At 70.7% G+C, this 26,604-nt stretch carries 29 protein-coding genes; 14 read left to right on the top strand and 15 right to left on the bottom strand.

Going from position 1 to position 26,604, the window contains the following annotated elements; genetic code table 11:
* Positions 1-41: 41 nt before the first annotated feature.
* Positions 42-551, bottom strand: a complete 510-nt coding sequence (locus tag N4G63_RS20100; RefSeq protein WP_260787099.1) for a hypothetical protein — start codon at positions 549-551, stop codon at positions 42-44.
* Positions 548-1,096 carry a hypothetical protein gene (locus N4G63_RS20105; RefSeq protein WP_260787098.1) on the bottom strand — a complete coding sequence of 183 codons (549 nt, stop codon included), beginning with the start codon at positions 1,094-1,096 and terminating at the stop codon, positions 548-550. The genes N4G63_RS20100 and N4G63_RS20105 overlap by 4 nt, the downstream gene beginning before the upstream one ends.
* Positions 1,097-1,213: 117 nt before the next feature.
* Between N4G63_RS20105 and N4G63_RS20110 the strand changes: the two genes are divergently transcribed.
* Positions 1,214-1,537 (top strand): helix-turn-helix domain-containing protein, encoded by a 324-nt coding sequence (locus N4G63_RS20110; RefSeq protein WP_260787097.1) that lies wholly within the window; start codon positions 1,214-1,216, stop codon positions 1,535-1,537.
* Between the two features lie 32 nt (positions 1,538-1,569).
* On the opposite strand, the gene N4G63_RS20115 is transcribed toward N4G63_RS20110, so the two are convergent.
* From N4G63_RS20115 to N4G63_RS20160, 10 genes are all read right to left on the bottom strand, one after another.
* Positions 1,570-2,796, bottom strand: a complete 1,227-nt coding sequence (locus N4G63_RS20115; RefSeq protein WP_314600116.1) for an XRE family transcriptional regulator — start codon at positions 2,794-2,796, stop codon at positions 1,570-1,572.
* Positions 2,777-3,454, bottom strand: a complete 678-nt coding sequence (locus N4G63_RS20120) for a hypothetical protein (RefSeq protein WP_314600117.1) — start codon at positions 3,452-3,454, stop codon at positions 2,777-2,779. The genes N4G63_RS20115 and N4G63_RS20120 overlap by 20 nt, the downstream gene beginning before the upstream one ends.
* Before the next feature lie 195 nt (positions 3,455-3,649).
* Complete coding sequence (locus N4G63_RS20125) at positions 3,650-4,495, bottom strand: hypothetical protein (RefSeq protein WP_260787094.1); 846 nt, start codon at positions 4,493-4,495, stop codon at positions 3,650-3,652.
* Positions 4,492-5,301: a nucleotidyl transferase AbiEii/AbiGii toxin family protein gene (locus N4G63_RS20130; protein WP_260787093.1), complete on the bottom strand. Its 810-nt coding sequence runs from the start codon at positions 5,299-5,301 to the stop codon at positions 4,492-4,494. Before N4G63_RS20130 ends, N4G63_RS20125 begins: the two co-directional genes overlap by 4 nt.
* 654 nt (positions 5,302-5,955) lie before the next feature.
* Positions 5,956-6,090, bottom strand: coding sequence for a hypothetical protein (locus N4G63_RS20135; RefSeq protein ID WP_260787092.1), 135 nt, complete (start codon positions 6,088-6,090; stop codon positions 5,956-5,958).
* A gap of 372 nt (positions 6,091-6,462) precedes the next feature.
* A complete protein-coding gene (locus N4G63_RS20140) occupies positions 6,463-7,386 on the bottom strand; it encodes a Fe-Mn family superoxide dismutase (protein WP_260787091.1) in 924 nt (307 codons plus the stop codon).
* Between the two features lie 10 nt (positions 7,387-7,396).
* Positions 7,397-8,806, bottom strand: a complete 1,410-nt coding sequence (gene chrA, locus N4G63_RS20145) for a chromate efflux transporter (protein ID WP_443112072.1) — start codon at positions 8,804-8,806, stop codon at positions 7,397-7,399.
* Entirely contained in the window at positions 8,803-9,747 is a 945-nt protein-coding gene (locus N4G63_RS20150) for a chromate resistance protein ChrB domain-containing protein (protein WP_338001644.1), read from the bottom strand. Before N4G63_RS20150 ends, chrA begins: the two co-directional genes overlap by 4 nt.
* 128 nt (positions 9,748-9,875) lie before the next feature.
* Entirely contained in the window at positions 9,876-12,164 is a 2,289-nt protein-coding gene (locus tag N4G63_RS20155) for a xanthine dehydrogenase family protein molybdopterin-binding subunit (protein ID WP_260787089.1), read from the bottom strand.
* Positions 12,165-12,178: 14 nt separating this feature from the next.
* A complete protein-coding gene (locus tag N4G63_RS20160) occupies positions 12,179-12,652 on the bottom strand; it encodes a (2Fe-2S)-binding protein (protein WP_260787088.1) in 474 nt (157 codons plus the stop codon).
* A gap of 180 nt (positions 12,653-12,832) precedes the next feature.
* On the opposite strand from N4G63_RS20160, the gene N4G63_RS20165 reads away from it, so the two are divergent.
* From N4G63_RS20165 to miaB, 3 genes are all read left to right on the top strand, one after another.
* Complete coding sequence (locus tag N4G63_RS20165) at positions 12,833-13,792, top strand: AraC family transcriptional regulator (protein WP_260787087.1); 960 nt, start codon at positions 12,833-12,835, stop codon at positions 13,790-13,792.
* A gap of 204 nt (positions 13,793-13,996) precedes the next feature.
* Positions 13,997-14,365 (top strand): hypothetical protein, encoded by a 369-nt coding sequence (locus N4G63_RS20170; RefSeq protein WP_314600118.1) that lies wholly within the window; start codon positions 13,997-13,999, stop codon positions 14,363-14,365.
* Positions 14,362-15,738 (top strand): tRNA (N6-isopentenyl adenosine(37)-C2)-methylthiotransferase MiaB, encoded by a 1,377-nt coding sequence (gene miaB / locus N4G63_RS20175; protein ID WP_260787086.1) that lies wholly within the window; start codon positions 14,362-14,364, stop codon positions 15,736-15,738. The genes N4G63_RS20170 and miaB overlap by 4 nt, the downstream gene beginning before the upstream one ends.
* Positions 15,739-15,794: 56 nt before the next feature.
* On the opposite strand, the gene N4G63_RS20180 is transcribed toward miaB, so the two are convergent.
* Positions 15,795-16,073, bottom strand: coding sequence for a hypothetical protein (locus N4G63_RS20180; protein WP_314600119.1), 279 nt, complete (start codon positions 16,071-16,073; stop codon positions 15,795-15,797).
* Between the two features lie 143 nt (positions 16,074-16,216).
* On the opposite strand from N4G63_RS20180, the gene hemA reads away from it, so the two are divergent.
* Complete coding sequence (hemA, locus tag N4G63_RS20185) at positions 16,217-17,521, top strand: glutamyl-tRNA reductase (protein WP_314600120.1); 1,305 nt, start codon at positions 16,217-16,219, stop codon at positions 17,519-17,521.
* A 113-nt stretch (positions 17,522-17,634) separates the two neighbouring features.
* On the opposite strand, the gene N4G63_RS20190 is transcribed toward hemA, so the two are convergent.
* Both N4G63_RS20190 and N4G63_RS20195 read right to left on the bottom strand, forming a co-directional pair.
* On the bottom strand, positions 17,635-19,080 hold the full coding sequence (locus N4G63_RS20190; RefSeq protein WP_260787083.1) for a sensor histidine kinase: 1,446 nt from the start codon (positions 19,078-19,080) through the stop codon (positions 17,635-17,637).
* A 21-nt stretch (positions 19,081-19,101) separates the two neighbouring features.
* Entirely contained in the window at positions 19,102-19,797 is a 696-nt protein-coding gene (locus tag N4G63_RS20195; RefSeq protein ID WP_314600121.1) for a response regulator transcription factor, read from the bottom strand.
* A gap of 265 nt (positions 19,798-20,062) precedes the next feature.
* On the opposite strand from N4G63_RS20195, the gene N4G63_RS20200 reads away from it, so the two are divergent.
* The 9 genes from N4G63_RS20200 to N4G63_RS20240 all read left to right on the top strand — a co-directional run bounded on the left by N4G63_RS20200 (position 20,063) and on the right by N4G63_RS20240 (position 26,563).
* On the top strand, positions 20,063-20,446 hold the full coding sequence (locus N4G63_RS20200) for a hypothetical protein (protein ID WP_260787082.1): 384 nt from the start codon (positions 20,063-20,065) through the stop codon (positions 20,444-20,446).
* Between the two features lie 7 nt (positions 20,447-20,453).
* Positions 20,454-20,888, top strand: coding sequence for a hypothetical protein (locus N4G63_RS20205; protein WP_260787081.1), 435 nt, complete (start codon positions 20,454-20,456; stop codon positions 20,886-20,888).
* Positions 20,889-20,913: 25 nt separating this feature from the next.
* Positions 20,914-21,795, top strand: a complete 882-nt coding sequence (locus N4G63_RS20210) for a sterol desaturase family protein (protein ID WP_260787080.1) — start codon at positions 20,914-20,916, stop codon at positions 21,793-21,795.
* Positions 21,796-21,977: 182 nt separating this feature from the next.
* A complete protein-coding gene (locus N4G63_RS20215) occupies positions 21,978-22,736 on the top strand; it encodes a sulfite exporter TauE/SafE family protein (RefSeq protein ID WP_260787079.1) in 759 nt (252 codons plus the stop codon).
* Positions 22,737-22,860: 124 nt separating this feature from the next.
* Positions 22,861-23,943, top strand: coding sequence for a peptide chain release factor 1 (gene prfA, locus N4G63_RS20220; protein WP_314600122.1), 1,083 nt, complete (start codon positions 22,861-22,863; stop codon positions 23,941-23,943).
* The gene (gene prmC / locus N4G63_RS20225) at positions 23,940-24,812 is read left to right on the top strand and encodes a peptide chain release factor N(5)-glutamine methyltransferase (RefSeq protein ID WP_260787078.1); all 873 of its coding nucleotides are present in this window, start codon (positions 23,940-23,942) and stop codon (positions 24,810-24,812) included. Before prfA ends, prmC begins: the two co-directional genes overlap by 4 nt.
* A gap of 122 nt (positions 24,813-24,934) precedes the next feature.
* On the top strand, positions 24,935-25,486 hold the full coding sequence (locus tag N4G63_RS20230) for a hypothetical protein (RefSeq protein ID WP_260787077.1): 552 nt from the start codon (positions 24,935-24,937) through the stop codon (positions 25,484-25,486).
* Positions 25,487-25,620: 134 nt separating this feature from the next.
* Complete coding sequence (gene grxD / locus N4G63_RS20235; RefSeq protein WP_260787076.1) at positions 25,621-25,929, top strand: Grx4 family monothiol glutaredoxin; 309 nt, start codon at positions 25,621-25,623, stop codon at positions 25,927-25,929.
* A 67-nt stretch (positions 25,930-25,996) separates the two neighbouring features.
* Positions 25,997-26,563: a UbiX family flavin prenyltransferase gene (locus N4G63_RS20240; RefSeq protein WP_260787075.1), complete on the top strand. Its 567-nt coding sequence runs from the start codon at positions 25,997-25,999 to the stop codon at positions 26,561-26,563.
* Positions 26,564-26,604: the final 41 nt, after the last annotated feature.

Consider the following 26,604-nt stretch of genomic DNA (forward strand, 5'->3'; position numbering starts at 1 on the left):
CACTGTATCCAGAACCTCGGTGAGGCGTGGGGGCGCCTCGGTCACGTCGCCCTCGGCATCGGCACGTCCGGCACACCCAGCCGCACGTTCTGATGGGCCATGAACCACACGATGTTGGCCTTGTAGCCCTGTTCATCGGCGGCGATGCGCTCCTCGGTCGCATCCTCCGGACAGCGGCGTTGGCGCTCAGTGGCACGCGCACAGTTCAAGGCAAACCGCGTGGCGCTGACCTGCTGCAGCTTCTCGTCCAGCTCCCGGATGCGCCGCGTCAGCACCACGGTGTACCGCTCGAACGTGTCCTGGATGCTCTGCTGCCGCGACTGGGCCTTGCGGTAGTCATGTTGGATCTGGGCCAGGCTGCTGGTCAGCTGCGCATTGCGACGCTCGAGGTCCTTGGCGTAGTCATGCCAGGCCTTTGCCGACGCCCGTGCTTCGTGCGCGTCTTCGAGGGCGTCAGACGCGGCTTGTTCCTGACGGCGATGGACGAAGCCTTCCACGGCGGCCTCGAACCCGCCGACGGCCAGGTCAGTGAACTGCAGTGCATTGATCATTGCGTCACTCCCCGTGCCGAGGACGCATTGGCCGCCGAGGCCGACGCGAACTGCACCAGGCGCTGCCACGAGCCCCGCCGCGCTGCGGAGACGACGAACACCTGCCGGTACAGCAGGCTGCCGTGTTTGGCCATCGCCAGCGCCATGCGGGCCCCCTCAGGAACGCCAGCGTCAGCGGCTGCAGCGAATGCGCCGAAGGCAGCCTGCCAGTGACAACGTTCGTAGGCATCCCAGGCGCCGGTGAGGTCCGAACCGCCAGCGACGGAAGCCTGAGGCGGCAGGCTGTCCACCAGGCGGCCATTGAGGCTCGGATCGCTGTCCCGCCGTGCGGCAGTCGCCGCATCCGACAGCAGCCCTGCCGCCGACGTGCGGGGCACATCACCGACAGCACCATTGACCGACGGATCCACATCGCGCCGGGCAGCTTCCGCAGCTGCTTGCATCGAATCAGCCGCGGCCACCGCCTCTTGAGCAGCCGGCCCCACCAGCAGTGCGCACACGAAAGCGGCGACAGCTTGGCCTCGACGGAAACGCGCGAGTTGCATGGTGCTCCTTGACCGTTGTCGGCGACCACAAGATCGGCCACCGGATGCAGGCAACTCTATCCGAAAGGGATTTTTTAACCGTGGTTTTTATGCATACATGATGAAAACCTGAGGCGCATGAATGAAGCAGCCAAACCTCTCAAAGCTGGCCGCCCGGCCGGCGCCACATCAGCAGACCCTGCGATAGCCAGGGCGTTCGGCGTAGCCGTGGTCAACATGCGGCGAGAAGCCAAGATCTCGCAGGAAAACCTCGCCCTGCTGGCCGGCGTCGACCGCTCGTACATGGGCAAGCTGGAGCGCGGCCAGGGGGCGCCGAACCTCGTGGCGGTTGTGCGCATCGCGGCGGCGCTGGGGTGCTCTGCTACCGAGCTGGTGCGGCGGTTTGAGGAGGTACTTCAAGCCGCAATGCGGCCAGCCAGTGAAGCGACTGGCTTGGATTGAGCCAGTCTTGTGATGCACCAGCAGAGGCTGGCTTATCTTCGCCGACCCGCCTCAAATGCCAATACTGCTGCAGCTCGCACTGATGGGCCGGACTCGTCGCCTGTCTCAGAGGGCGTACGCGCCGACCTCAGTGTCGCCAACTCAACAACACGCCCAGGTGCCGAGAAGTAGGTGGCCTCCAGCCCGCAGAGCTGAACCACATCGTTGGTCGAGAACCCAAGGAACGGGGCAACACGATCAACGGGCAGGACGCTCTCGCGCACCAGCAGGTCCACGGTCCTTTTCAACAGTCGCGGCCTCTCCGGGACCCAGCCGTCATCGCCTGGCTCCGCTTTGGCGCCCCACCGAGCGGAGCGCCGCTTGAACAGCACGAGCTTCTCGTCGTCATTGAGAAGCCCCAAGAAGTGCAACCGCATCAGCATCGCGCCAACGGAGGCGCCCCAGCGTTGCTTCAGGCTCAGCAAATTATCGAGATTGATCGGCACGCGAACGTCATTCGCGAACGTCTGTGCTGGGAGCAACAACGCACCAGCGAACTGGTGCGCCTGTCGCTCCATGAGGTTGTAGCGGACCTTGTCGTCAGACCGTTGCTCCACGTGTTTGTGCAGGATCAAGTGCCCGATCTCGTGCGCAAGATCGAATCGGCTGCGAAAACCATTGGCCTTATCAGCAGACAGGTGCACCAGGGGGCGCCCTTCCAGTTCACGACTCCAGCTGGACAAGCCCTCCACAACAGCAACATCGGTCTCCTCGCGAAACACGATGATCCCGGCCCCCTCGGCTGCGAGCATTAAGTCCTGCACAGGGGCGCGTCCGAGCTGCCACAGGTCGCGGCACTCCTCGGCCGCAGCCTCTATGTCCGACTTCCGGATTTGATCAGGCTCGGTGAAGCTGCGCTCAGGCAGATTCAAGTCGGGGTAGTCCACGTGCTCCGCCAGACGCGTAGCGACCTCCTGACCCCACTCGGTACGTGCCCCCAGCTTCGCCAACCCTGCCTTTAGCGCAGAAGAATTCTTCCTGTACAGCGGCGTCGCGATTGCCTTGAGAACAGGACGCGTCAACCACTCGGCCTGCAGGTTGAGCACGCTCGCGATGCGCTCGAAAGTCTCCGCTTCCGGCGACTGATCACCCTTGCACCACTTGGTGACGGTCGACGCGCTCACCCCCACGAGGCTGGCAAGCTGCCCCTTCGTCAAACTTCTTGCCGCTAGGGCCTGCTCCAACCTTGCAGGCTGGAGGTCACGAATTCCCGTTGTCATCTTCAGTGCCAGTGTTCTTCTTCCGCTGCGAACCCTTGAGCTTGGGCATTGCGTTGTCTGCCTGTGAGCCATTGGATGCACGGTCGTACACCTTCAAAAACTCAGTCATGGGCTTCAGATACAGCCACGAGCGCATGTCGGCAGCCGGAAGCGCCACCATGCACTGTGTCAATTGAGCCAAACCATTTCCGTCTTCGCCATCCATCACGCCCAAGACAAACAGCGTGGCCTCTGCAACATCGCGTGCCTCTGCGAAGAAGTCCCCTTGGACGTACTTGCGCTGAATGTATTCGTTGAGCGCAGCCAAGGCCGCCCTCGTCGAACTACGGCGCAGATTCGTCCACTTGTGACCGGGCACATTCAGTCGGACGATGTTAAAGATTCCGAGACGCCCGACAACCAGGCTCGTCCCTCGAAGGGGAGACGGATTGGCGCCGTGGGTCAGCAGTGCCTCGTGAAAGGTTTCGTTGTTGTAGAAGTGCTTGATGGAACCGGCGGCAGACCGCTTGTGACCACGCGCAAACCCACCGGCCTGGAGGCGCCCCTTTTTATCTCCATCGAAGTAGGCATCTTCAAACGCCATGAAGGCGTCGCGAGCGACATGCTGCGCGATGAGATCCTCAAGTGCTCTTTGACCTTTGGTTTCAAACGAACTCATGGCGTCTTCATCGCTGAAAATAGTTGCGTTACACGAGAATTTACCACGATGAACTTTCGTGTCCAACACTTTTATCGGTATAACTTTCCCATCCGGGCCTCAAGGGGCGCGGCGCAATGATGCGGCGGCAACCCATTTCGACTTTCGAGGACTCGCACCGAACTTCCTTCGATCGGCTGCCAGCTCGTCCGGACTTCAACGACTTTTCCCCAATCGGGCCAACAGTCGCTCACGCGCAGCCGCCCCATCGGCAGCCACTCCTGCATGGGGCTTCTCGCTGACGGTGATCTGGGACTTGTATTGCTCTTCGCCAAAGCCGACAGACTTCGCCTGATCGTGCCAAGCACTCAACTCGGCCTGCAACTGCCATCGCTGCGCCAGCTGGTTCAAGTGTTCTTCATCGAGCTGCCCCATGTCCACATCCATGGGTGGCGGCGTCACCGTGCTTCGCTTCATGCCAGCCAGGTACAGCCATTGCAGCAGCGCCGCCTCTGGCCGGAACATGTCGCAAGGCCGACCCTGTTGGTACAGCGCCCAGCGATCATCTGCTGTGTCGGGGAAGAAGCGCTCGGCCAGGCCGTAGAACCTGAAAACACTGCCGCCCGAAGTCTTCACTTCACCCAGGTTCGGCCGTTTGCTCGCCGAAGTGGGCACCATGGCCATCACGATGGATGACGGGTTGTTCAAGAAGCCGCACTCGCCGAGCACCGACTGCAGCGAGATGACGGCTCCAGCCCGGATACGGCCAGCCATCTCGGTCAGCTCGGCCGGCGGCAGGCAGCGCCGGTTCAGGTACACCCCCGACGCAACACGCCGCAGGGCACCAGCCTGCACCAGCGAGTGAGCAAGCAGCCGGGCCGTGCTCGTGGATGCGCCGGGGCGGTATCGCAGCACGAGCTTGTGGAACTCGGCGGCCGTGAAGACCCTCAGCGTGCCAGTCTCGGCCAAGCCGCCCAGCAGCCTGAATTTCCAGTCGCCGACACTTTGATCTGCCGGAGGGTCGGTTCGCTCCGGGCTGGTGGGCACCAGGCCGGCGCTCATGACCCGGCCTCCGGCGATGCGGCGGCAGCGGTCTGCAGCCACCGCTCCACGGCCACGCCAACATCCACACGCATGGCGTCGAACGCCTCGCTGTCGATGGCCTGGCCAACGTCCGCGGGCAGGTAGGGCACGACATCGTTGCGGAATTGCTCGTGGCTCATCGCCTCGATCTTCGGCCACAGCTCGGCCATGATCAGCGGCAGGCGCTCCTGGGCGTCCGGCATCTGCGCGAGCAGCGGGCCTGGATCCTCAACACCGGCCTCGAGCAAGACGTTCAGGTCGAACAGGTAGCGCGGCGCCATCCGCATCGGATCGGTCAGGGCCAGCACCTTGGTCACTGCGATGTGCTGCGAGTCCAGCACCTGCACTCGCACATCGCGCCCGGTCTGGTTGAACGACTTGTCCAGGGGCACCTCGACCACATGGCCTTCGACCAACCTGGGCCGGCGGGAGACTTCGACCGTCAGGTGCATGGGTGCCGTGCTGTTGGGCTGGGTGCCGGTGATCTTCCAGCGCAGTGTGGTGTCGGTCTGCTTCGGGGCGGTGACCACCGCGTTGGCAATCAGGCCGGACGACACAGCCCGTTCGATGGAGCGCCGGACAACGCCCTGGATCCGTTCCTTGGACGCACGCTCGTCGGCATCGAGATCGATGTCCTTGGTGTAGCGCACACTGCCATGGACCGCCCGCATGGCCATGCCGCCCTTCAGAACCAGTTCCTTGTGCATGGCGTTGCTCATCAGCTCGACGAGCAGACGGGTCTGCAGCGCTTCGCGCACCAAGGCAAGTTCCAGTTCAGCAGCCATAACACTACCCGCAGCGAATTGAAGCATGCATCACCGACAGAATTGTCGATTCATGCTTCAACAACAGCGCACGTCGTTGTCAATGGCGAATTGAAGCACAAAACGACGGCCATGCAGTCGATCGGTGCTTCAAATTGAGCATACCGCGCTGTTTCATGACCAGGTTACTCAACAGTCGCGCGATCCATCGATGCCTTGCACTCCGCCACGGGCACACGGATCAATTCCCACTTTGGCCAAGCAGTCCAGGCGCAGGCCCTGCAACTGGGCTACGAGTGACAAACCCGCCATCCACGGGCCAGCGAAATTTGCCCCGCGTTAACAGCGCCCCATGGCCCCAGCCGCCCGCAGACAGGGGTTACACTTCGGGGTGACGCTTTTGACAACCCTGGCCGAGAGTCGAGGTCGTCGTAAGTCTTTGATTTGCTTCGAAAGAAGCCGAGAAATTTCGGATCTTGGTGGTGGCTCCCTGAAGCGCCACCAAAATCTAAAAAGCCTCGCAGGTCAAAGACTTGCGGGGCTTTTTTCTTGGCCTGGGCAGCCGGCCGGGGCCCGCTTGCAGGATGCCCATGGCCGCGCAGCGCGGCGCCCTTGCGGCCGCAATTGGCGAGCCTTCAGCACGAGCGAATGAATCGGTGCCGGCAGCGGATCGGCTCAGTGCGCCGTGCGCCGCCGAAGGGCCGCCACCAGCGGCGCGATGGCCGAGGGTGGAAACGGCGACACGCTGCTGAAGCTGATCTCGCGCAGCACGAAGCGCGGGGTGCCGTCTGCGTGCGCTGCGCCCTGCATGAAGTCGCAGTCCCACAGCAGGGCAACTGGTCGTGTGCCAGGCCGCCCTGTTCGCGCAGCATCGCATCGAGCCGGTCGCGGCGACGCCCGTCTTCGATGGGCTTGCACCCACCAGCACGGCCTGCACGCCGCGCCACGGCGCCGCCACCTCGTCGGCAAAGTCGTCGTGGCAGACGGCGGGCTCGGCATGCACACCCGCTGCGGCCAGGGCCTCGAAGAGCGCCGCGAAGCGGCTGGCGGCCGGATCGGACCGGCCGCGCGTTGCGCGGTCACCGGGGGTACGGCAGCGCGACCCTCGGTGCCGGCGTGGTCACTGGTCCACCCTCCGCGCCTCGCGCTGCGGGATTCGCTCTTGGAAGCGGCCCGGCGCGCTCATGGCGCTGACGCTGCCGCAGGCTTGTCGGCCAACGGCCGCCCTGCGGCCTGCCACGCGTCGATGCCGCCGCGCAGGTAGCGGGCGTCCAGCCCCGCGGCGCGCAGGCGCATTGCGGTCACCCGCCCGACCTCGTGGCCGTAGACGCAATAAACCACCAGCGCGCGGTCGGCCGGCAACTCGCCGGCCCAGCGGGCCACCGTCGACGGATCGCACCAGCGTGCCCCGGGCAGCATCGTGCCCGCCTGGTCGAACACCCCGGCCCGGCGCACATCGAGCAGCAGCGCATCGCCGATGTCGTCCTGCGTGGCGCCGAAGGCCTCGCTGGCCGCATGCACGGCCTGCTGGTAGCGCTCGTACACGGCGGCCCAGTTGATGTTGGCCATGAAGGCGTCGACATAGGCGCCCGCGGCCGCGCCGAAGTCCAGGTGGTAGGCGTGCTCGTACATGTCGAGCGCCAGGATGGGCACGCCGCCGGCCACCGCATGGGTGTGGTCGGCCGCCCACTGGTTGACCAGCGTGCCCTCGCGCGGCTGGTAGACCAGCAGCACCCAGCCCGAGCCGCCGCCCAGGGCTCGGCCCATGGCGGTGAACTCGTCGCGCCACCGGGCCACGCTGCCGAAGTTGGCCTCGAGGGCCAGCGCCATGGCCGGCGTCAGCGTCACACTGTCGCCACCCAGGCTGCCGAAGTACAGCTCGTGCAGCAGCATCGAGTTGGTGGCGATCAATTCCTCGCGCTTCAGGCCATTGAGCTGGAAGCCAGGCGCGGCCGAAGGCGCCAAGGCCGCCAGCTCGGTGCGGATGGCGTTCAAGCGCTTCACCGCCCCGCCATAGTTGTTCTGGTGGTGGCTGGTGATCAGGCGGGGCGACAGCCCGTGCAGCGTTGCGGGCTCAAACGGCAGGTTCTGTGTGCGTGCATCCATGCGAGCTCCTTCAGCGGACCAGGGGAACGAGCCAGTGCGCCGCCAGGCCGATGGCCGCGCAGGCCCCCAGCAGCGGCAGCACACCCAGCTTGAAACGAAACAGCGCCAGGGCGGCCCCGGCGCAGATCAGCGCCGACAGACCATCGAAGCGCCCGCTGAAACCCTGCGGCCACAGCACGTGGTAGCCGAAGAACATCGCCAGGTTCAGGATCACGCCGACCACCGCCGCGGTGATGGCCGACAGTGGCGCCGTGAAGCCGAGCTTGCCGTGCGTGGCCTCGACCACCGGGCCACCGGCCAGGATGAAGACGAAGGACGGCAGGAAGGTGAACAAGGTGACCACGGCCGCGGCCAGCGCGCCGCCCAGGAACAGCGCGTCGGGCCCCAACACCTGCTTCAGCCAGCCCCCCACAAAGCCGACGAAGGCCACCACCATGATCAGCGGGCCGGGCGTGGTCTCGCCCAGGGCCAGGCCGTCGATCATCTGCGGGCCGCTGAGCCATTGGTGGGTGTCCACCGCGCCCTGGTACACATAGGGCAGCACGGCATAGGCGCCGCCAAAGGTCAGCAGCGCGGCCTTGGTGAAAAACCAGCCCATCTGGGTGAGCGTGCCCTGCAGGCCATACAGCGCTACCAGCCCCGCCATCGCCAGCGCCCACAGCCCCAGGCCGACCCCCAGCACCCGGGCCAGGTGGCGGCGCGAGAAGCGGGCGTGGGCCGGCGTGGGCGTGTGGTCGTCGATCAGCGCCGGCCCGTAGCTGGCCTTGGCGCTGCCATGCCCGCCGCCCAGCGCAAACACCTGCGGCCAGCGCCGCGCCCCGAAGTGGCCGATCAGGCCCGCCGCCAGCACGATGGCCGGGAACGGCGTGTCGAAGGCGAAGATGGCGATGAACGAGGCGGCGGCGATGCACCACATCCAGCGGTTCTTCAGCGCCCGCGTGCCGATGCGGTGGGCGGCGTGCAGCACCAGCGCCGTCACCGCCGGTTTCAAGCCAAAGAAGATGCCGGCCACCAGCGGCACGTTGCCGAAGCGCAGGTAGATCCAGCTCAGGCCGATGAGGATGAACAGCGAGGGCAGCACGAACAGCGCGCCGGCCACCAGGCCGCCTGAAGCGCGGTGCATCAGCCAGCCGATGTAGGTGGCGAGCTGCTGGGCCTCGGGCCCGGGCAGCAGCATGCAGTAGTTCAGCGCATGCAGAAACCGCTGCTCGCTGATCCAGCGCCGGCGCTCGACCAGCTCGGTGTGCATGATCGCGATCTGGCCGGCCGGCCCGCCAAAGCTGATGAAGCCGAGCTTGAGCCAGAAGCGCAAGGCCTCGGCAAAGCCCACGGCGGCGGGCGGCTGCGCAGCAGGATCGCCGGGCGCGGTGGCCGGCGTGCTGGCCGGTTGAGAGGTGTCGGCGCGGGGGCTCATGGTCATGCCGGGGTGGCCGGGGCGGCATGCAGCGCGTCGAACACCGTCGCGGCCGCCAGGCACAGTTGATCGTCGTCGGCATGCACCTCGCGCAGGCCGGCCAGCACGGCTTCCAGGCCGGCGGCTTCGGGTACCGGGATGCCGCCAGCGTCCAGGAAGTGCACGGCGCGGGCAATGCGCTGCAGGCGGGCGTCGGCCCCCAGCCCGAAGGCCACCACCAGCACCTCGAAGCTGACCCGCGCGCCCACGTGCGTGAAGCGCGCGCCGTCGTAGTCGAAGCCCAGCGCGCCGCGCGGTGCGGGCGTGGTGCCCGCCGGATCGGCCAGCCAGAGGAACTGGGCCGCGGGGTCGATGAAGCGGCGGATCAACCAGGCGCAGGCCAGGCGGTCGACCCAGGGCCGTGCCCGGGTGGCCCAGCGTTTGCCCTGAAATTTGCGCGCATCCAGCCGCGCAATGCCGTGCGGCGCCTTGGCCACGGGCTCACCGCGCGAGAAACGTGCGTCGAGCGCCTGGCGCAATGCCGCCAGTTCGGCAGTCGCCTGCTCGGCGGCGGCGCCGGGGTAGTAGTCGATGCGCTGCAGCGCCTGCAAGGCCTCGGCCGTGCCGCGCCAGCGCCGCCGGGCCTCGGCCTCTTCCAGCGTGGGCAAGGCGTCGAGCAGCGCATGCGCTTGCGTGTGCCAGTGGCCGTAGGCCTCGCTGCGGTCAAACAGCGCCAGCACCTCGGCGCGGCGGGTCTCGTCGCGGGCAGACAGGTCCAGCACGCTGGCCTGCCCCCCGTGGGCCAACACCTCGGCCACCAGAGGGTCGAACAGTGCCGCCTGCGCTTCGGGCAGCACATAGACGCCGTCACGCAGCGCGCCACAGCCCAGCGTCTTCAGCGCGCGCCAGATTCTCAGCCGCACGGCATTGGGCTGGGTCGGAAGCGTCAGGCAGAGCATGCACCACATGCCTGAAGCATACGCTACTCATTGAGAAATAGATATTTCTCAAATCAGGCCAAGTCGGGCGCGCAGGCAGTGGCCGCCGCCACCGCCCGCGCGGTCGCCCGCGCCGTCGCCCGCGCCGTCGCCCGGCCTCAGGCCGTCGCGAAGGGCAGCTGCCGCGGCGCCTGGCCGGTGAGTGCGGCGATGGCGTTGGCCAAGGCCGGGGCCAGCGGCGGCAGGCCGGGCTCGCCCATGCCGGTGGGCGGATCGGCGCTGGGCACCACGTGCACCGCCACCTGCGGCATGGCGCTGATGCGCGGGAGCTGGAAGTTGTGGAAGTTGCCCTGCTCCACCACACCGTCCTTCAGCGTCACCGCATGGCCGGGCAGGCACATCGCCAGGCCCATCAGCGCCGCGCCCTGCACCTGGGCTTCAACGGTGCGGGGGTTGACCACCAGGTTGCAGTGCACGCCGGCCGTCACCGCATGCAGCACCGGCTGGCCGTCCTTCAGCGAGGCCTCGACGACATAGGCCACCACGGTCTCGAACGACTCGTGCACCGCCACGCCCCAGGCGCGGCCGGCCGGCAGCTTGCGCTGGCCGTAGCCGCTCTGGTCGACCGCCAGCTTCAGCGCGTCGCGGTGGCGCGGGTGCTTGCTGCCAAACTGGGCCAGGCGGTAGGCCACCGGGTCCTGCCGGGTGCGGCGGGCGATCTCGTCGATCAGCGTCTCCATCACATAGGCGGTGTGGGTGCTGCCCACGCTGCGCCACCACAGCACCGGCACATTGAGCTGCGGGTGGTGCACGGTCAGGCGCATCGGGATGTCATAGGGCTCGCGCATGCCTTCCACGGCGGTGCCGTCGATGCCGTTCTTGACCAGCATCGGCTCGAAGAACGTGCCCTTCAGGATCGACTGCCCGACCAGCGCATGGTCCCAGGCCAGCACCTTGCCTTGCGCGTCGAAGCCGATGCGCGCGCGGTGCAGGTGCATCGGGCGGTAGTAGCCGCCGGCGATGTCGTCCTCGCGGCTCCACAGCGTGCGCACCGGCGCCTGCAGCCCGGCGGCTCGCGCCGCCTGGGCGATGTGGCAGGCCTCGACCACGTACTCGCTGCTCGGGATGGCACGCCGGCCGAAGCCACCGCCCGCCATCTGCACATGCACCTGCACCTGCTCGGGCTTGAGGCCCAGCGCCTTCGACGCGGCCAGGCCATCCAGCCCCGGCATCTGCGTGCCCACCCACAGCTGCGCGCCCTCGGCGCCCAGCTGCACGGTGCAGTTCAGCGGCTCCATCGGCGCATGGGCCAGGTACGGAAACACGAACTCGGCGTCGATGGTGTGGGCGGCGCCGGCCAGCGGGCCCATGTCGGCGTCGAAGTGGCGCAGCCCCGCGCCGGGCTTGGCGGCCAGCGCACGGTAGTCGGCCAGCTGGCGGGTGCTGTCCACCTTCTCCAGGCCGGCGGTGGCCCAGTCGATCTTCAGCGCGGCGCGCGCCTGCTGCGCCGGCCAGTAGCCGTCGGCGATCACCGCCACGCCCTCGGCGCCACGGTCCAGCGGCACGCGCAGCACCGCCTTCACGCCCTTGATCTGGCGCGCGGCGCTGTCGTCGAGCCTGGCCACCTTGGCGCCAAACACCGGCGGCCGCGCCACCACCGCGGTGAGCTGGCCGGGCAGGCGCATGTCGATGCCGAAGGCCTGCTGGCCGCTGCTCTTGGCGCGTGCATCCAGGCGCGTGGTGGGCTGGCCGATCAGGCGGAACTGCCGGGGGTCTTTCAGCACCACGCTGGCCGGCACCGGCTGGCGCGCGGCATCGGCGGCCAGCTCGCCAAAGCCGGCCCGGCGGCCGTCGCGTGCGATCACCACGCCGGCCTCGGTGCGCAGCGTGGTGGCCTCGACCTGCCAGCGCTGGGCCGCGGCGGCCAGCAGCATGGCGCGCGCCCGGGCGCCCAGCTCGCGGTACTGCTGGAAGCTGTGCTTGATGGCGGTGGAACCGCCGGTGAGGTGCATGCCGAAGCGCGGGTCGGCGTAGGCCGGGTGGTTGCTGCCGTGGCGGGCGCGCACGCGGGCCCAGTCGGCGTCCAGCTCCTCGGCCAGCACCATCGGCAGCGCGGTGAGCACGCCCTGGCCGAAATCGAGCCGGTTGATGGTGACCGTGACCGTGCCGTCGGCATCGATCTGCACAAAGGCCGACGGCTGCTCACCGGGCTTGAGCCCGGCCGGCGCGGCACTGCCCTGGGCCTGCGCATCGGCCGGCGCCAGCAGCGGCAGCACGCCCAGCGCCAGGCCGGTGCCGCCGGCCAGTTTCAGAAAGCTGCGGCGCGGCAGCGGCGGCAGCACGGCCTGTGCCGCGGCCTCGGCCGGCTGGGCGCGGCGGCGCAGGCCGGCCGGCAGCTCGGCCAGCAAGGCCTCGGGCAAAAGCTCGAATCGGGCGGTGGGAATCATGGTCGCGGCTCCTCTCAGGCCAGCGCGCGGGCGGCGTCGGCCACCGCGGCGCGGATGCGTGCATAGGTGCCGCAGCGGCACAGGTTGCCGGCCATCGCGGCGTCGATCTCGTCGGCGCTGGGCTGGCGGCCCTTGGGCAGCGACTTCAAGAACGCGGTGGCGCTCATGATCTGGCCACTCTGGCAGTAACCGCACTGGGCCACGTCGTGTTTCACCCAGGCGGCATGCACGGCCTGGCCCACGCGATCGTCACCGGCGGTGATGGCCTCGATGGTGGTGATGGGCTGGCCGGCGGCGGCCGAGATCGGCGTCACGCAGGAGCGGATGGCCTGGCCGCCCAGGTGCACGGTGCAGGCGCCGCACTGCGCCGCGCCGCAGCCGAACTTGGTGCCCGCAAGGCCCAGCGTGTCACGCAGGGCCCACAGGATGGGCGTGGCGGGGTCGATGTCGACCGAGTGGGCTCGGCCGTTGACGTTCAAGGGGGTCATGGCAGATTTCGGGCAAGCTGGCGAACGATCGGCCCGCAGCGCCAGGGCGCCGGCGGGGCTGGTGGGCAGTGTCGCCACGCCGCGCCGGTGCGGCTGGCCGAAAACTGCGTGTTCCTTGCCTGATGCTCTGGCACACCACGGTTTCGGGCAAGCCGTACTAGCATCGGCCCATGACTTCGCGTGCCGCCCCCCGCCCCCGGCCCGGGCCACCCGCCCGGCCCCGCCGCCGATGCGCTGGCCGCGCTGCGCGCGCGTCTGGCGCACGCGCTGCAGCAGGCCTCGCCTGCGCAGGGGCTGGTGCCCCACCCGCAGCTGGCCGGGCTGATGCTGTTCACCACCGAGCAGCCCGGCGGCCTGCTGTGCGGCATCTACGAGCCCAGCGTGGCCGTCATCGTGCAGGGCCGCAAGCGCGTGATGCTGGGCGACGAGACGCTCGAGTACGACGCCTCGCGCTACCTGCTGTCGACCATGGATCTGCCGGCCACCTCGGCCATCCTCGAGGCCACGCCGGCGCGGCCCTATGTCTCGCTGGCCCTGCGGCTGGATCTGCGCGAGATGGCGGCGCTGATGGTGGAAGGCGCGCCCGTCACCGGCGCGCCGGTGGCGGGCCGCGAGGGCCGGGAGGGCCGAGCCATGGCCACAGGCCGCACCGATGCGGCACTGCTCGACGCCTTCTGCCGCCTGCTCGAGCTGCCGCAGCGGCCCGAGGCCATGCCCCTGCTCGAGCCGCTGGTGCGGCGCGAGATCCACATCCTGCTGCTCACCGGCGAGCAGGGCTGGCGCCTGCGCCAGCTGGTGCACAGCGGCGCGCAGACGCACCCGGTGGCGCGCGCGGTGCAGGTGCTGCGCGAGCGCTTCCACGAACCGCTGCGCATCGACGACCTGGCGCGCGAGGCGCGCATGAGCGTGTCCACCTTTCACCACCACTTCAAGGCGCTCACCGCGATGAGCCCGCTGCAGTACCAGAAGCAGCTGCGCCTGACCGAGGCCCGCCGCCTGATGCTGGCCGACAAGGTGGAGGCCGCCACCGCCGCGTACCGCGTGGGTTACGAAAGTCCCTCGCAGTTCAGCCGCGAGTACAGCCGCCTGTTCGGCGCCCCGCCGATGCGCGACATCGCCGAGCTGCGCGCGTCAGCTTGAACGGGCCCCCACGTCGCTGCGCTCCTGCCCCCCGAGGGGGCGCTCAGTCCCTTGGGGCGGCCCGGCGGGACTGAACCGGCCCCCACGCCGCTGCGCCCCGTCCCCCGAGGGCGCGCTCAGGGCCACCCCGCTAGAATCGCGCCCTTCCTCCACAGCCCCTGGCTCTACACCATGCATTGCTGTGTTTCCCGGCGCGTCGCGTCGGTGGCGGTGCTGTCCGCCTTGTTTCTGGGCCTGCCGGCCGGCGCGCAGATGGCGCGCAACTTTCCGGCCACCGCCTTGCGCGGCACGCTGCAGATCACCCAGCCGCCCGAGGCCCTGCTCAACGGCCAGGCCGTGCGCCTGGCGCCCGGCGGGCGCATCCGCGACCTGCAGAACATGCAACAGCTCTCGGGCCAGCTGGTGGGCGAGAAGCTCGCGGTGCACTACACGCTCGAACCCGGCACCGGCCTGGTGAAGGACGTGTGGATCCTGCGCGCCGACGAGCTGGCAAAGAAGCCCTGGCCGACCACGGCCGACGAAGCGGCCAAGTGGACATTCGATCCGCTCGCCCAGACCTGGACAAAACCATGAGCACGAAAAAGGTCTACATCCGCAGCTTCGGCTGCCAGATGAACGAGTACGACGCCGACAAGATGGCCGACGTGATGCGCGCGGCCGAAGGCTACGAGCCCACGAGTGACCCCGAGCAGGCCGACCTGATCCTGTTCAACACCTGCTCGATCCGCGAGAAGGCGCAGGAGAAGGTGTTCTCCGACCTCGGCCGCGTCAAGCACCTCAAGAGCAAGGGCGTGCTGATCGGCGTGGGCGGCTGCGTGGCCAGCCAGGAGGGTGCGGCCATCATCGAGCGCGCGCCTTATGTGGACGTGGTGTTCGGCCCGCAAACCCTGCACCGCCTGCCCGAGCTGCTGCAGCGCCGGCGCGATGCCGCGCGGCCGCAGGTGGACATCAGCTTTCCCGAGATCGAGAAGTTCGACCACCTGCCGCCGGCCCAGGTGAAGGGCGCCTCGGCCTTCGTGTCGATCATGGAAGGCTGCAGCAAGTACTGCGCGTACTGCGTGGTGCCCTACACCCGCGGCGAGGAGATCCACCGCCCCTTCGACGACGTGTTGGTCGAGGTGGCCGGTCTGGCCGACCAGGGCGTGAAGGAAGTGACGCTGCTGGGCCAGAACGTCAACGCCTACCGCGGCCGCATGGGCGATACGGCCGAGATCGCCGACTTTGCGCTGCTGCTCGAGTACGTGCACGAGATCCCGGGCATCGAGCGCATCCGCTACACCACCAGCCACCCGAACGAGTTCACGCAGCGCCTGGTGGATGCCTATGGCCGCCTGCCCAAGCTGGTGAACCACCTGCACCTGCCGGTGCAGCACGGCTCCGACCGCATCCTGATGGCCATGAAGCGCGGCTACACCACGCTCGAGTACAAGAGCACGATCCGCAAGCTGCGCGCGGTGCGGCCCGACATCAGCCTGAGCACCGACTTCATCGTCGGCTACCCCGGCGAGACCGAGGACGACCACGCCCGAAGCCTGAAGCTGATCGAGGACATCGGCTACGACGCCAGCTTCAGCTTCGTGTTCAGCCCGCGCCCCGGCACCCCGGCCGCCAACCTGCACGACGACACGCCGGCCGAGCGCAAGCTGGCGCGCCTGCAGCAGCTGCAGGCGCTGCTGGAAGGCAATGTGCAGCGCATCAGCGCCAGCCGCGTGGGCACGGTGCAGACCATCCTGGTGGAAGGCCCCAGCCGCAAGGACGCCGCCGAGCTGATGGGCCGCACCGAGTGCAACCGCATCGTCAACTTCGACGGCGGGCCGCACAGCGCGCGCCTGGTCGGCCAGCTGATCGACGTGAGCATCACCGAGGCGCGGCCGCACTCGCTGCGCGCCGAGGTGCACCTGCCCGAGGCCGCCAGCACGCTGGCGGCGCAGCCGACGCCGGCCTGACCCGGCCCGCACCGGGCTGGGTCAGCGGCTCCCGCACCGCGCGGCGCGCAGCCGGCTCAGCGCCGAGCGATGAAGCCCCGCCAGCCCAGCACCGCGGCGGTGGCCAGCACCAGCGCCACATAGGTGGTCATGCGGCCGTCGCGGCCAAAAACCACCAGCCCGGCCAGCAGCACCGCCGCGCAGACCGCGGCGGTCCAGCCCGCCAGCTCGCGCCAGGGCACGCTGCGCAGCGCGCTGCGCCACAGCAGCTTGGCCAGCGTGGGCGCGATCAGGCCCATGCCGATGGCCGGGCCGAAGAGGTTCAACAGGTGCCAGAAGGCGTCGATCGGTCCCATGGGGTGAAGGGGGCCAGCGGCCGGTAAGAAGGCATGAACCCGGCCGATCCGGGTGCGGGACTTGAGGTGTGTCAAGCGATGACCCGCTGCACCCCTGCCCTTGCGGTGCCGCAGCGAAGCCCGGGATTCTAGAATCGCGCCCCATGAGCGTTTTCACGGTCGGTCTGAACCACACCACTGCGCCGCTGGATCTGCGCGGCCGGTTTGCGTTCGCGCCTGACCAGCTGCCGCCGGCCCTGCAGGCGCTGCGCCAGCGCCTGCAGCGCCAGACGCCCGAGGTGGCGCTGCTGTCCACCTGCAACCGCACCGAGCTGTACGTGGCTGCCGACGCCGCCGAGGTGCCGCAGCTGGTGGTGCCCACCATCGAGTGGCTGGCCGGCCACGGCCAGGTGTCGCCCGAGCAGCTGCGCCACCACACCTATGTGCGCGAGCACCGCGACGCCGCCCGCCATGCCTTCCGCGTGGCGGCGGGCCTGGATTCGATGGTGCTGGGCGAGCCGCAGATCCTGGGCCAGATGAAGCAGGCCGTGCGCGAGGCCGACGCCGCCGGCACCCTGGGCACCACGCTGCACCAGCTGTTCCAACGCAGCTTCTCGGTGGCCAAGGACGTTCGCACCAGCACCGAGATCGGCAGCCACAGCATCAGCATGGCCGCCGCCTCGGTGCGCCTGGCGGCGCAGCTGTTCGAGGACCTGCGCGACATCCGCGTGCTGTTCGTCGGCGCCGGCGAGATGATCGAGCTGGTGGCCACGCACTTTGCCGCACGCGCGCCCAAGGGCATGGCGATTGCCAACCGCACGCTCGAGCGCGGCGAGAAGCTGGCCGGGCGTTTTGGCGCCGAGGCGCTGCGCCTGGCCGATCTGCCGCAGCGCCTGCACGAGTACGACGCGATCGTCTCGTGCACCGCCAGCACGCTGCCGATCATCGGCATGGGCGCGGTGAAAAGCGCGCTGAAGGCACGCCGCCACCGGCCGATGTTCATGGTCGACCTGGCCGTGCCGCGCGACATCGAGCCCGAGGTGGCCACGCTGTCGGATGTGTACCTGTACACCGTGGATGATCTCTCGGCCCTGGTGCAGTCGGCCGGCGAGCGCCGCCAGGCCGCGGTGGCCCAGGCCGAGGCCATCATCGACGCCGGCGTGCAGAGCTTCACCCACTGGCTCGAGCAGCGCGCCACGGTACCGCTGATCCAGGCCCTGCAGGCCCAGGCCGATGACTGGCGCGCCGGCGAGATCGCCCGCGCGCGCAAGCTGCTGGCCAAGGGCGCCGACATCGACACGGTGCTCGAAGCCCTGTCGCGCGGCCTCACCCAGAAGCTGCTGCACGGCGCCATGGCCGAGCTGCACGGCAGCGACGGCGAGGCGCGCCAGCAGGTGGCGCAGACCGTCTCGCGCCTGTTCCTGCGCAACACGGCGCGCAACCCGGCCGACGACGGCAGCGCGCGCTGACGCGCTGAGCGGCGCGCGCGCCCGGCCGCCGCGCAGGCGGCACATGGTGCGCCCCGGTTCGCCCCGAGCCCGCCTGAAACCAACCCTGCCCGCCCCAGCCCCGCCCAGCCCGCTCAGGCGCGGGCAGCCGTGCGGTCCAGCGTCACGCGCACCCGCAGATCGCCCGGCCCGCCGCGGATCTGCACGCCGCCGCCCATGCGCCGCGCCAGGGCCACCACCACCGCCAGGCCCAGGCCGGTGCCGGGCCGGCCGCGGCTGCGGTCGCCACGGGCAAAGGCGCGCAGCACCTGCGCGCGCTCAGCCTCGGGGATGCCGGGGCCGGCATCCTGCACCTCGATCCAGCAGGTGCCGCCGCGGCCCGCGGGGTGGCCCAGGCCGGCCGGGGCGCCGGCGCCGCCCCCCAGGCGCAACACCACCGGCGCGGCGCCGTGGTGCAGCGCGTTGTCGATCAGGTTGTGCAGCACGCGCTCGAGCGCCAGCGCATTGGCGCGCTCGAGGCGCAGGCTGGCCGGCGCCTCGAGCTGCAGGCCGGCATCGCTGCGCAGGGCCAGCACCTGGCGCGCCAGGGCGGCCAGGTCGACCGTCTCGTCGAGGGCCACGGTGTCGGCGCGCACCAGGTCCAGAAAGCTCTGCAGCAGGCGATCGGCCACCTCCACATTGCGCACGATGGCGGCGCGGCGCTCGGCCACGCCCGGCGCCTCGGGCAGCAGCTCGGCGGCCATGCGCACCCGGGCCAGCGGGCTGCGCAAGTCGTGCGACACGCCGGCCAGCAGCAGCTGGCGTTCGCTTTCGTGCAGCGCCAGGCGCTCGGCCAGCAGCTGCCAGGCCTGCTCGATCTGCGCCAGCTCCACGGTGGCCGCCGGCCCGCGCGCCGGCAGGGCCGCTGGCGGCGGGCCGGCGCCCGGGGTGTGGGCGGCCATGCGCTCGCGCAGCCGGGCCAGCGGGGCAGCCAGGCGCCGCGCCGTCAAGGCACTGGCCACCAGCACCAGCAGGCTGGCCAGCAGCAGCGCCAGGCCCAGGCGCGCCGGAAACAGCGGCTCCAGCACATCGTCGGCAAAGCCCAGCCATTGCAGGCGGCCATCGGCCAGCGCCACGGCCACCCAGATCACCGGCCGCGACTGGTAGCGCGTGACCACCAGCTGCTGCACCGGCACGCCGCGCTCGCGCAGCGTCTGCTGCAAGGCCTTCAGGCGCGGCACCCAGGTGGCGCCGCGCAGGGCCCGCGGCGGCGGGCTGTCGCGCCGCCACAGGCCGGTCTCACCCAGCGGGGTGGCGGTGTCGGCCGCCGCGCCGGGGGCGCTGCCGGCCGCGCTGCTGCTTGCAGGGGCTGGTGTGGCGGTTGCGGCCAGTGCGGCCAAGTCCCCCGGCGCCTTGCCCGGCAGCGTGGCCAGCGCCGCCTGCAGCACCGGCGCCCAGCGCATCGCCACCAGGCGCGAGATGGCCTGGTTGCGCTCCATGTAGAACAGCGCGCCCAGCACCAGCACCACCGCCAGCACGGTGAGCAGCTGCATCAGCAGCAGCCGGGCAAACAGCGTGTCCAGCCGCGGGCGCCAGCGCATCGGTGAAGGGCGTGCCGCCACTCAGCCGCGCGGCACGAAGACATAGCCTTCGCCGCGCACGGTGTCGATCCACTCCGCGCCGGGCGCGGCCTCGCGCAGCTTGCGGCGCAGCCGCGCCACCTGCACATCCACGGTGCGGTCCTGCGGCCGGTAGGTGCCGGCCTGCACCGCCTCGCTGAGCTGGTCGCGCGTGAGCGCCTGGCCGGGCACCCGCGCCAGCGCCACCAGCAGCTTGAACTCCACGCTGGTGAGCACCAGCGCCTGGCCCCCGGCCTGCACCTCGCGGCGCACCAGGTCGATGTGCATGCCGGCAAAGCGCAGCAGCGGCGATTCGGCGCGGCCCGGCGCGGCCCGGCGCAGCAGCGCCCGCACGCGGGCCACCAGCTCGCGCGCCTCGAAGGGCTTGGCCAGGTAGTCGTCGGCGCCAATCTCGAGGCCCAGCACGCGGTCGAGCGGATCGCCGCGCGCGGTCAGCATCAGCAGGCCCAGCGCCGGATGGCTGGCACGCCAGCGCCGGCACAGCTCCAGGCCGTTGGCGTCGGGCAGCATCACGTCGAGCAGCACCACCTCGGGCTGCAGCCGCGCCAGCGCCCGCTCGCCATCGCCGCCGGTGAGCACCGCATGCACCGCCCAGCCCTCGCGCGCCAGCAGCTCGCAGACCATGGCCGAGAGCTCGGCATCGTCGTCGACAACCAGTACCAGGGGAAGGGCTTGCATGGCGCGGGCGGGGCAGGCGGGTGATCCGGGGCGGGGCAGGCCCCGGCGTGGCCGCAGTCTACGGGCCCACCCCAGCGGGCCCTGCGAAGGTTTCAGGGCTGTCGCATTTCGTCGCCGGCCATGGCCGACGCGCCGGGCGGCGGGCACGTTCAATGGGGGAGACCCGCTGCAGCCCGCCGCCTCCCCGGTGACGGGGCTGCGGATCTCTTGTCATCCACCGCAACCCCAACCGCTACCCCAAGCGCCACCCGAAGGAGTTCACACCATGACCGCCCCCTCCCCCCGTGCATCGCAACGCCTGGCCCAAGTCACCGTGCTGGGCGTGGCCGCCGTGGCCCTGCTGGCCGCCCTGAGCGGCCCGGTGCAGGCGCGCGAGCGCCACACCAGCGTCACCGGAGCCCAGGGCCGCACCGCCACCCGCGACGTCAGCCGCGTGCAGGGCGATGTGTCGTCCACCACCACCGGCCCGCGCGGCCGGACCGCGTCGCGCCAGGTGGAGCGCAGCGCCGACGGCACCGAGGCCACGGTGACCGGCCCCAACGGCCAGACCGCCAGCCGCAGCACCACCCGCACCGACGGTGGCAGCAGCACCACCGTCACCGGCCCAGAAGGCCAAAGCGGCACGGTGACCGTGCAGCGTTCGCGCTGAGGCCGCCATGGCCGCGCGCCTGCATCCACGGCGGTGGCTGGCGGCCACGCTGGCCGCCATGCTGACGCTGCCGATCGCCGCGCCGTGGGCGCACGCCCGGGCCCCCAGCGCAGGAGGCCATGCGGAAGGCAGCGCGGGAGGCAGCGCGAGTGACAACGCGGCAGGCAGCGCCGGCAGCGGCACCCAGGCCGCGGCGCTGCAGGCCTGCCGCGCCGATGCCCGCCAGCGCTGCCCCGGCGCCCGGCCCGGCGACGGCCAGCTGCTGGCCTGCCTGCAGGCGCAGCAGGCGGCGCTTGCACCCGCCTGCCGCGAGGCCTTGCCCGCGCTGGCGGCCTGCCGCGACACCCTGCAGCGCCTGTGCGGCGAGGCCGCCGGCGCGCAGCGCCGCGCCTGCCTGCAGCGCCACCGCAGCGAGCTGGCCGGCTGCGCCCCGGCACGCTGATCGCCCACCCGCGCCGGTTGCCGCCATGACACCCACCCCACCGGCCCCCGGCACCCCCTTGCGCGCGATGTTCAGCCCCGAGGCGCAGCCCTGGCTGCTGGCCTTGCTGCTGCTGGTGGTGGGCGCCGCGCTGATCGAGGGCCTGGTGCTGCACTTCGTGCGGCGCCAGGCCTACGACTGGCGCGCGCTGGCCGCCTCGCTGGCCGATGCCGTGGGCCGGCGTGCCATTGAAGCGCTGGGCCTGTCGCTGCTGGCGCCGCTGCTGCTGTGGTGCCACAGCCACCGCATCGCCGACTGGCCGCTGCACACGCCCTGGCAGTGGCTGGGGCTGTTTCTGGCGCACGAGCTGGCCTACTACCTCTACCACCGCTGCGCCCACCGGGTGCACTGGTTCTGGGCCACGCATGCGGTGCACCACACGCCCAACCAGCTCACGCTGGCCGCCGCGCTGCGCCTGGGCTGGACCGGCAAGTTCAGCGGCCACCTGCTGTTCTTTGCGCCGCTGCTGTGGCTGGGTGCCTCGCCGCAGGCGGTGTTTGGCACGCTGGCGGCCAATCTGCTGTACCAGTTCTGGCTGCACGCGCCCTGGCTGCCGCGGCTGGGGCCGCTGGAATGGCTGCTGAACACCCCCGCCCACCACCGCATCCACCACGCCGCCAACCCCGAGTACCTGGATTGCAACTACGGCGGCGTGTTGATCGTCTACGACCGGCTGTTCGGCAGCTTCGTGGCCGAGCGGCCCGATGTGCCGCCCCGCTTCGGCCTCAGCACGCCGCTGCTCAGCCACAACCCGCTGCGCATTGCCACCATCGGCTGGCTGGGCCTGGCGCGGGCGCTGCGCCGGGCGCGCGGCTGGCGCGGCGTGCTGCGCGCGCTGTTCGGGCCGCCGCGCGATACGGCGGGTTGATCTCGCCGGGTTGACCACGCCGGGTTGAGCACGCCGGGTTGATCCTCGCGGGCCGAGCGCCGCCGGCCGCCGTCCCGGGCAGGCGCGCCGGCGCATGTCCTTACACTGCGCGGCTGCCTGCGGCGCCCCGCTGCCGGCCAGCCCTGCCGTGGCGGCCCCTGTGGCGCGCGGCCTCTTGTCTCATGGAACTGCTGCTCGTCTGCCTGGCCTCGCTGCTGGCCGGCACCATCGATGCCATCGTCGGCGGCGGTGGCCTGATCCTGGTGCCGGCGCTGTTTGCCACCTTTCCCACCGCGCCGCCGGCCACGCTGCTGGGCACCAACAAGTCGGCCTCGGTGTGGGGCACGCTGATGGCCACCCGCCAGTACCTGCGCCGCGTGCAGCTGCGCTGGGCCACCTGGGTGCCGGCCATGGTGGCAGCGCTGCTCGGCAGCCTGGCCGGGGCCTGGGCGGTGAGCGTGGTCGACCCCGGTTTCCTGCGCAAGGCCCTGCCCCTGGTGCTGGTGGCGGTGCTGCTGTACACGCTGGCCAACAAGCACCTGGGCCGCCAGCACCAACCGCCGGCCAGCGCCGCACGCGAGCGCCTGTGGGCCAGCCTCATCGGCATGGTGGTGGGCGCCTACGACGGCTTCTTCGGCCCCGGCACCGGCAGCTTCTTCATCTTTGCGTTCGTGCGGGTGCTGGGTTATGACTTCCTGCATGCCTCGGCGGCTGCGAAACTGCTCAACCTGGCCACCAATGCCGCCGCGCTGGCCCTGTTCACCGCCAAGGGCCATGTCTGGTGGCACCTGGGCCTGCCGATGGCGCTGGCCAACGTGGCCGGCAGCCTGCTGGGCAGCCGGCTGGCGCTCAAGCACGGCGCCGGCTTCGTGCGCGGCGTGTTCGTGCTGGTGGTGGGCGCCCTGGTGCTGAAAACCGCGCGCGACGCCTTCCTGGCCTGATCCCTGACGACTGACATGAACCGACATCTCGCAGACGCAAGCGAACCCAGCGCCGAGCCGTTTCCCAGCCGGCCCGCAGCCCCCCGGTGCATGGGCCACGCCCCCCGTCGACCGAGGGGCTGACATGAATCCCGCCCTGCGACAGCAACTCGAACGGCTGGCCATGCGCCTGGACGAGCTGGATGCCCACCTGGCCGATCCGGCGCTGAGCCAGGACATCAACCGCTACCGCAGCGTGGCGCGCGAGCAGGCCGAGGTGGCCGAGCTGGTGCAGCGCTGGCGCGGCTACCAGCAGGCCGAGGCCGACCTGGCCACCGCGCGCGAGCTGCTGGCCGAGCCCGAGATGGCCGAGATGGCGCGCGACGAGATCGCCAGCGCCGAGGCCGCGATCAGCCGGCTGGACGGCGAGGTCAAGACCCTGCTGCTGCCCAAGGACCCCGACGACGCGCGCAACGCCTTCCTGGAGATCCGCGCCGGCACCGGCGGCGACGAATCGGCGCTGTTTGCCGGCGATCTGGCGCGCATGTACACGCGCTGGTGCGACGCGCGCGGCTGGCGCGTGGAGGTGATGAGCGAGAACGCCTCCGACCTCGGCGGCTACAAGGAGCTGGTGCTGCGCATCGAGGGCGACGCCGTGTACGGCCAGCTCAAGTTCGAGAGCGGCGGCCACCGCGTGCAGCGCGTGCCGGCCACCGAATCGCAGGGCCGCATCCACACCAGCGCCTGCACCGTGGCGGTGATGCCCGAGCCCGACGAGGCCACCGAGATCACGCTGAACCCGGCTGATCTGCGCATCGACACCTTCCGCGCCAGCGGCGCCGGCGGCCAGCACATCAACAAGACCGACTCGGCGATCCGCGTCACCCACCTGCCCACCGGCCTGGTGGCCGAATGCCAGGACGACCGCAGCCAGCACCGCAACAAGGCCAAGGCCCTGGCCGTGCTGCAGGCCCGTCTGCGCGACCGCGAGCGCGCCGAGCGCGAGGCCAAGGAGGCCGCCACCCGCCGCAGCCTGGTGGGCACCGGCGACCGCAGCGACCGCATCCGCACCTACAACTTCCCGCAGGGCCGGCTCACCGACCACCGCATCAACCTCACGCTGTACAAGCTGGGCCAGATCATGGAAGGCGACCTGGCCGACGTGATCAGCGCGCTGCAGACCGCCCAGGCACAAGACCAGCTGGCGGCGCTGGAGGGCGCGGCGTGAGCCCCGCGGCGCCGGGCACGCGCACGGGCACGGGCTCGCCCTCGGTGCGCGAGGCCCTGGCCCAGGCCGCCGCGCTGGGCCTGGACCGCATCGACGCCCATGCGCTGCTGGGCCATGCGCTGCAGCGCCCGCGCGCCTGGCTGATCGCCCACGACGCCGACCCGCTGCCGCCCGAGGCCGCCCGCGCCTTTGCCACCGCCTGCCACCAGCGCGCCGATGGCGTGCCGGTGGCCTATCTGCTGGGCGAGCGCGAGTTCCATGGCCTGGCGCTGCAGGTCACGCCCGATGTGCTGGTGCCGCGGCCCGACACCGAAACCCTGGTCGACTGGGCGCTCGCGCTGCTGCCGGCGCTGGGCGCCGCGCCCCGGGTGCTCGATCTGGGCACCGGCAGCGGCGCCATCGCGCTGGCCGTGGCCCATCGCCACCCGGCGGCGCAGGTGCTGGCCACCGATCTGAGCCCCGCCGCGCTGGCCGTGGCGCAGGGCAATGCGCAGCGCCTGGGCCTGCCGGTGGCCTGGGCCCAGGGCACCTGGTGGCAGGCCGTGGCCGCCGGCGCGTGCTTCGACCTGGTGCTCAGCAACCCGCCCTACATCGCCGGCGACGACCCCCACCTGCCGGCGCTGCGCCACGAGCCCCGGCTGGCGCTGACCCCCGGCGGCGACGGGCTCGACGCCTACCGCGCCATCGTGGCGGGCGCCGCGGCGCACCTGGCGCCGGGCGGCTGGCTGCTGTTCGAGCATGGCTTCGACCAGGCCGCGCCGGTGGCCGCGCTGCTGCAGGCCGCCGGCCTGACCGAGATCAGCACCCGCCTCGACCTCGAAGCCCGGCCGCGCTGCACCGGCGGGCGGGCGCCCTCCGGCAAAGCGTGAAATAGCGGCCCGAACCACGGCCTGAGCGCCGCTTCAAATCGCCCCCACGCGGGCCGGTGCAGGCGTAGCATGCACTGACAGGGCGGCCGCCGGCCACCCGGCCAGCCAGCCAGGAGAGCCGCATGCGCACCGCCTTCAGCCTGATCTGCGTCCTGGGTCTGAGCAGCCCGCTGGCAGCCCAGGATCACGGCCTCACCGCGCCGGCCGATGCCCTGGCCGGCCCGCGGCTGCAGGCCCGTTTCGAGCTTGAGCAGCCGCTGCTGCGCCTGCGCATGACCCAGCCGCTGTCGGCCAGCATCGGCCCCGCGCTGCAAACGCTGCGCCTGCTGGGCGACTACCAGTTCAGCACCTTGCGCCTGGGCGACACCGGCGGCCTGCGCGTCACCGGCGGCGTGCTGCTCAACCTGCGCCAGCCGGGCACGCTGGGCGGCCATGCCGAGGCCGGCGCTGCGCTGCCGCTGTCAGGCGCCGGCTATGCCGGCGTGGGCTATGCCAGCGCCAGCACGCATGCCGACGGCGGCTGGGGCGTCAGCGCCGATCTGGGCGTCACCGCGCTGGGCTTCGGCCATGCCCGGCTCGACCGCAGCGGCGCCGGCAGCCTGGTGCTGGACGCCGCCAGCCGCGACATCCGCCTGCAGCCGATGATCCGGCTGGGCGTGAACATGGCGTTCTGAACCCGGCAGCGGCAGCGCCCGGTGCGCGACTGCTGCGCACGGGTTTGCCGGCAGTCGCCGCGCGGCTGGGCCGCTTTGCCTTATAAACCCGCATCTTCAATGCATTGGCGCCCGGGGCACCGGGCCACACTCCCATGAGCGACGTGAAACAACAGATCGACGGCCTGGTGAAGGGCAACCGCGTGGTGCTGTTCATGAAGGGCACGGCCCAGTTCCCGATGTGCGGCTTCTCGGGCCGCGCGATCGAGCTGCTGAAGGCCAGCGGCGTGAAGGACCTGGTCACCGTCAACGTGCTCGACAACGACGCCATCCGCCAGGGCATCAAGGAATACGCCGACTGGCCGACCATTCCCCAGCTCTACATCAAGGGCGAATTCGTCGGCGGCTCGGACATCATGATGGAGATGTACGAGTCGGGCGAGCTGAAGCAGCTGCTGGCCTGAGCCTTGGGCCTGCCCCGCAGCGCCAGCGCCGCCTCGCGCGCGCCGGCTGACCGGTTTGCAGCCTGACATGGCGCGCCTGGTCGTCGGCATCACCGGTGCCAGCGGTGCGGTGTACGGCGTGCGCCTGCTGCAGCGCGCGCGCACGCTCGGCCTCGAAACCCACCTGGTCGTCACGCCTTCGGGCGTGCTCAGCGCCCACCACGAGCTGGGCCTGGACCGTGCCGCGCTCGGGGCGCTGGCCGACCACCACCACGCCCCGGGCGATGTGGGCGCCTGCGTGGCCTCGGGCAGCTTCGACACCACCGCCATGGTGGTGGCGCCCTGCTCGATGAAGACGCTGGCCGCCATCGCCCACGGCTTTGGCGACAACCTGCTCACCCGCGCGGCCGATGTCACGCTGAAGGAGCGCCGCCGGCTGATCCTGCTGGTGCGCGAAACGCCCTTCAACCTGGCCCACCTGCGCAACATGACCGCCGTGACCGAGATGGGCGGCATCGTCTTTCCACCGCTGCCGGCCTTCTACAACAAGCCCGCCAACATCGACGAGATGGTTGACGACACGGTCGAGCGGGTGCTGCAGCTGACCGGTGCCGGCAGCGCCGCGCCGCGCGCCTGGCCAGGCCTGCGCGGCTAGTTGCCGCAGGCGCCGCTGCGCGGCGGTTAGGCGTGCCAGCG

The sequence above is a fragment of the Aquabacterium sp. OR-4 genome (assembly GCF_025290835.2).
Lineage (GTDB): Bacteria > Pseudomonadota > Gammaproteobacteria > Burkholderiales > Burkholderiaceae_C > Pseudaquabacterium.

What these genes read in the sequence shown, in the direction of transcription:
- N4G63_RS20100 (WP_260787099.1), bottom strand. Translation starts at nt 551, where the DNA reads ATGATCAATGCACTGCAGTTCACTGACCTGGCCGTCGGCGGGTTCGAG.
- N4G63_RS20105 (WP_260787098.1), bottom strand. Translation starts at nt 1,096, where the DNA reads ATGCAACTCGCGCGTTTCCGTCGAGGCCAAGCTGTCGCCGCTTTCGTG.
- N4G63_RS20110 (WP_260787097.1), top strand. Translation starts at nt 1,214, where the DNA reads ATGAATGAAGCAGCCAAACCTCTCAAAGCTGGCCGCCCGGCCGGCGCC.
- N4G63_RS20115 (WP_314600116.1), bottom strand. Translation starts at nt 2,796, where the DNA reads ATGACAACGGGAATTCGTGACCTCCAGCCTGCAAGGTTGGAGCAGGCC.
- N4G63_RS20120 (WP_314600117.1), bottom strand. Translation starts at nt 3,454, where the DNA reads ATGAGTTCGTTTGAAACCAAAGGTCAAAGAGCACTTGAGGATCTCATC.
- N4G63_RS20125 (WP_260787094.1), bottom strand. Translation starts at nt 4,495, where the DNA reads ATGAGCGCCGGCCTGGTGCCCACCAGCCCGGAGCGAACCGACCCTCCG.
- N4G63_RS20130 (WP_260787093.1), bottom strand. Translation starts at nt 5,301, where the DNA reads ATGGCTGCTGAACTGGAACTTGCCTTGGTGCGCGAAGCGCTGCAGACC.
- N4G63_RS20135 (WP_260787092.1), bottom strand. Translation starts at nt 6,090, where the DNA reads ATGCAGGGCGCAGCGCACGCAGACGGCACCCCGCGCTTCGTGCTGCGC.
- N4G63_RS20140 (WP_260787091.1), bottom strand. Translation starts at nt 7,386, where the DNA reads ATGGATGCACGCACACAGAACCTGCCGTTTGAGCCCGCAACGCTGCAC.
- chrA (WP_443112072.1), bottom strand. Translation starts at nt 8,806, where the DNA reads ATGACCATGAGCCCCCGCGCCGACACCTCTCAACCGGCCAGCACGCCG.
- N4G63_RS20150 (WP_338001644.1), bottom strand. Translation starts at nt 9,747, where the DNA reads ATGTGGTGCATGCTCTGCCTGACGCTTCCGACCCAGCCCAATGCCGTG.
- N4G63_RS20155 (WP_260787089.1), bottom strand. Translation starts at nt 12,164, where the DNA reads ATGATTCCCACCGCCCGATTCGAGCTTTTGCCCGAGGCCTTGCTGGCC.
- N4G63_RS20160 (WP_260787088.1), bottom strand. Translation starts at nt 12,652, where the DNA reads ATGACCCCCTTGAACGTCAACGGCCGAGCCCACTCGGTCGACATCGAC.
- miaB (WP_260787086.1), top strand. Translation starts at nt 14,362, where the DNA reads ATGAGCACGAAAAAGGTCTACATCCGCAGCTTCGGCTGCCAGATGAAC.
- N4G63_RS20180 (WP_314600119.1), bottom strand. Translation starts at nt 16,073, where the DNA reads ATGGGACCGATCGACGCCTTCTGGCACCTGTTGAACCTCTTCGGCCCG.
- hemA (WP_314600120.1), top strand. Translation starts at nt 16,217, where the DNA reads ATGAGCGTTTTCACGGTCGGTCTGAACCACACCACTGCGCCGCTGGAT.
- N4G63_RS20190 (WP_260787083.1), bottom strand. Translation starts at nt 19,080, where the DNA reads ATGCGCTGGCGCCCGCGGCTGGACACGCTGTTTGCCCGGCTGCTGCTG.
- N4G63_RS20195 (WP_314600121.1), bottom strand. Translation starts at nt 19,797, where the DNA reads ATGCAAGCCCTTCCCCTGGTACTGGTTGTCGACGACGATGCCGAGCTC.
- N4G63_RS20200 (WP_260787082.1), top strand. Translation starts at nt 20,063, where the DNA reads ATGACCGCCCCCTCCCCCCGTGCATCGCAACGCCTGGCCCAAGTCACC.
- N4G63_RS20205 (WP_260787081.1), top strand. Translation starts at nt 20,454, where the DNA reads ATGGCCGCGCGCCTGCATCCACGGCGGTGGCTGGCGGCCACGCTGGCC.
- N4G63_RS20210 (WP_260787080.1), top strand. Translation starts at nt 20,914, where the DNA reads ATGACACCCACCCCACCGGCCCCCGGCACCCCCTTGCGCGCGATGTTC.
- N4G63_RS20215 (WP_260787079.1), top strand. Translation starts at nt 21,978, where the DNA reads ATGGAACTGCTGCTCGTCTGCCTGGCCTCGCTGCTGGCCGGCACCATC.
- prfA (WP_314600122.1), top strand. Translation starts at nt 22,861, where the DNA reads ATGAATCCCGCCCTGCGACAGCAACTCGAACGGCTGGCCATGCGCCTG.
- N4G63_RS20230 (WP_260787077.1), top strand. Translation starts at nt 24,935, where the DNA reads ATGCGCACCGCCTTCAGCCTGATCTGCGTCCTGGGTCTGAGCAGCCCG.
- grxD (WP_260787076.1), top strand. Translation starts at nt 25,621, where the DNA reads ATGAGCGACGTGAAACAACAGATCGACGGCCTGGTGAAGGGCAACCGC.
- N4G63_RS20240 (WP_260787075.1), top strand. Translation starts at nt 25,997, where the DNA reads ATGGCGCGCCTGGTCGTCGGCATCACCGGTGCCAGCGGTGCGGTGTAC.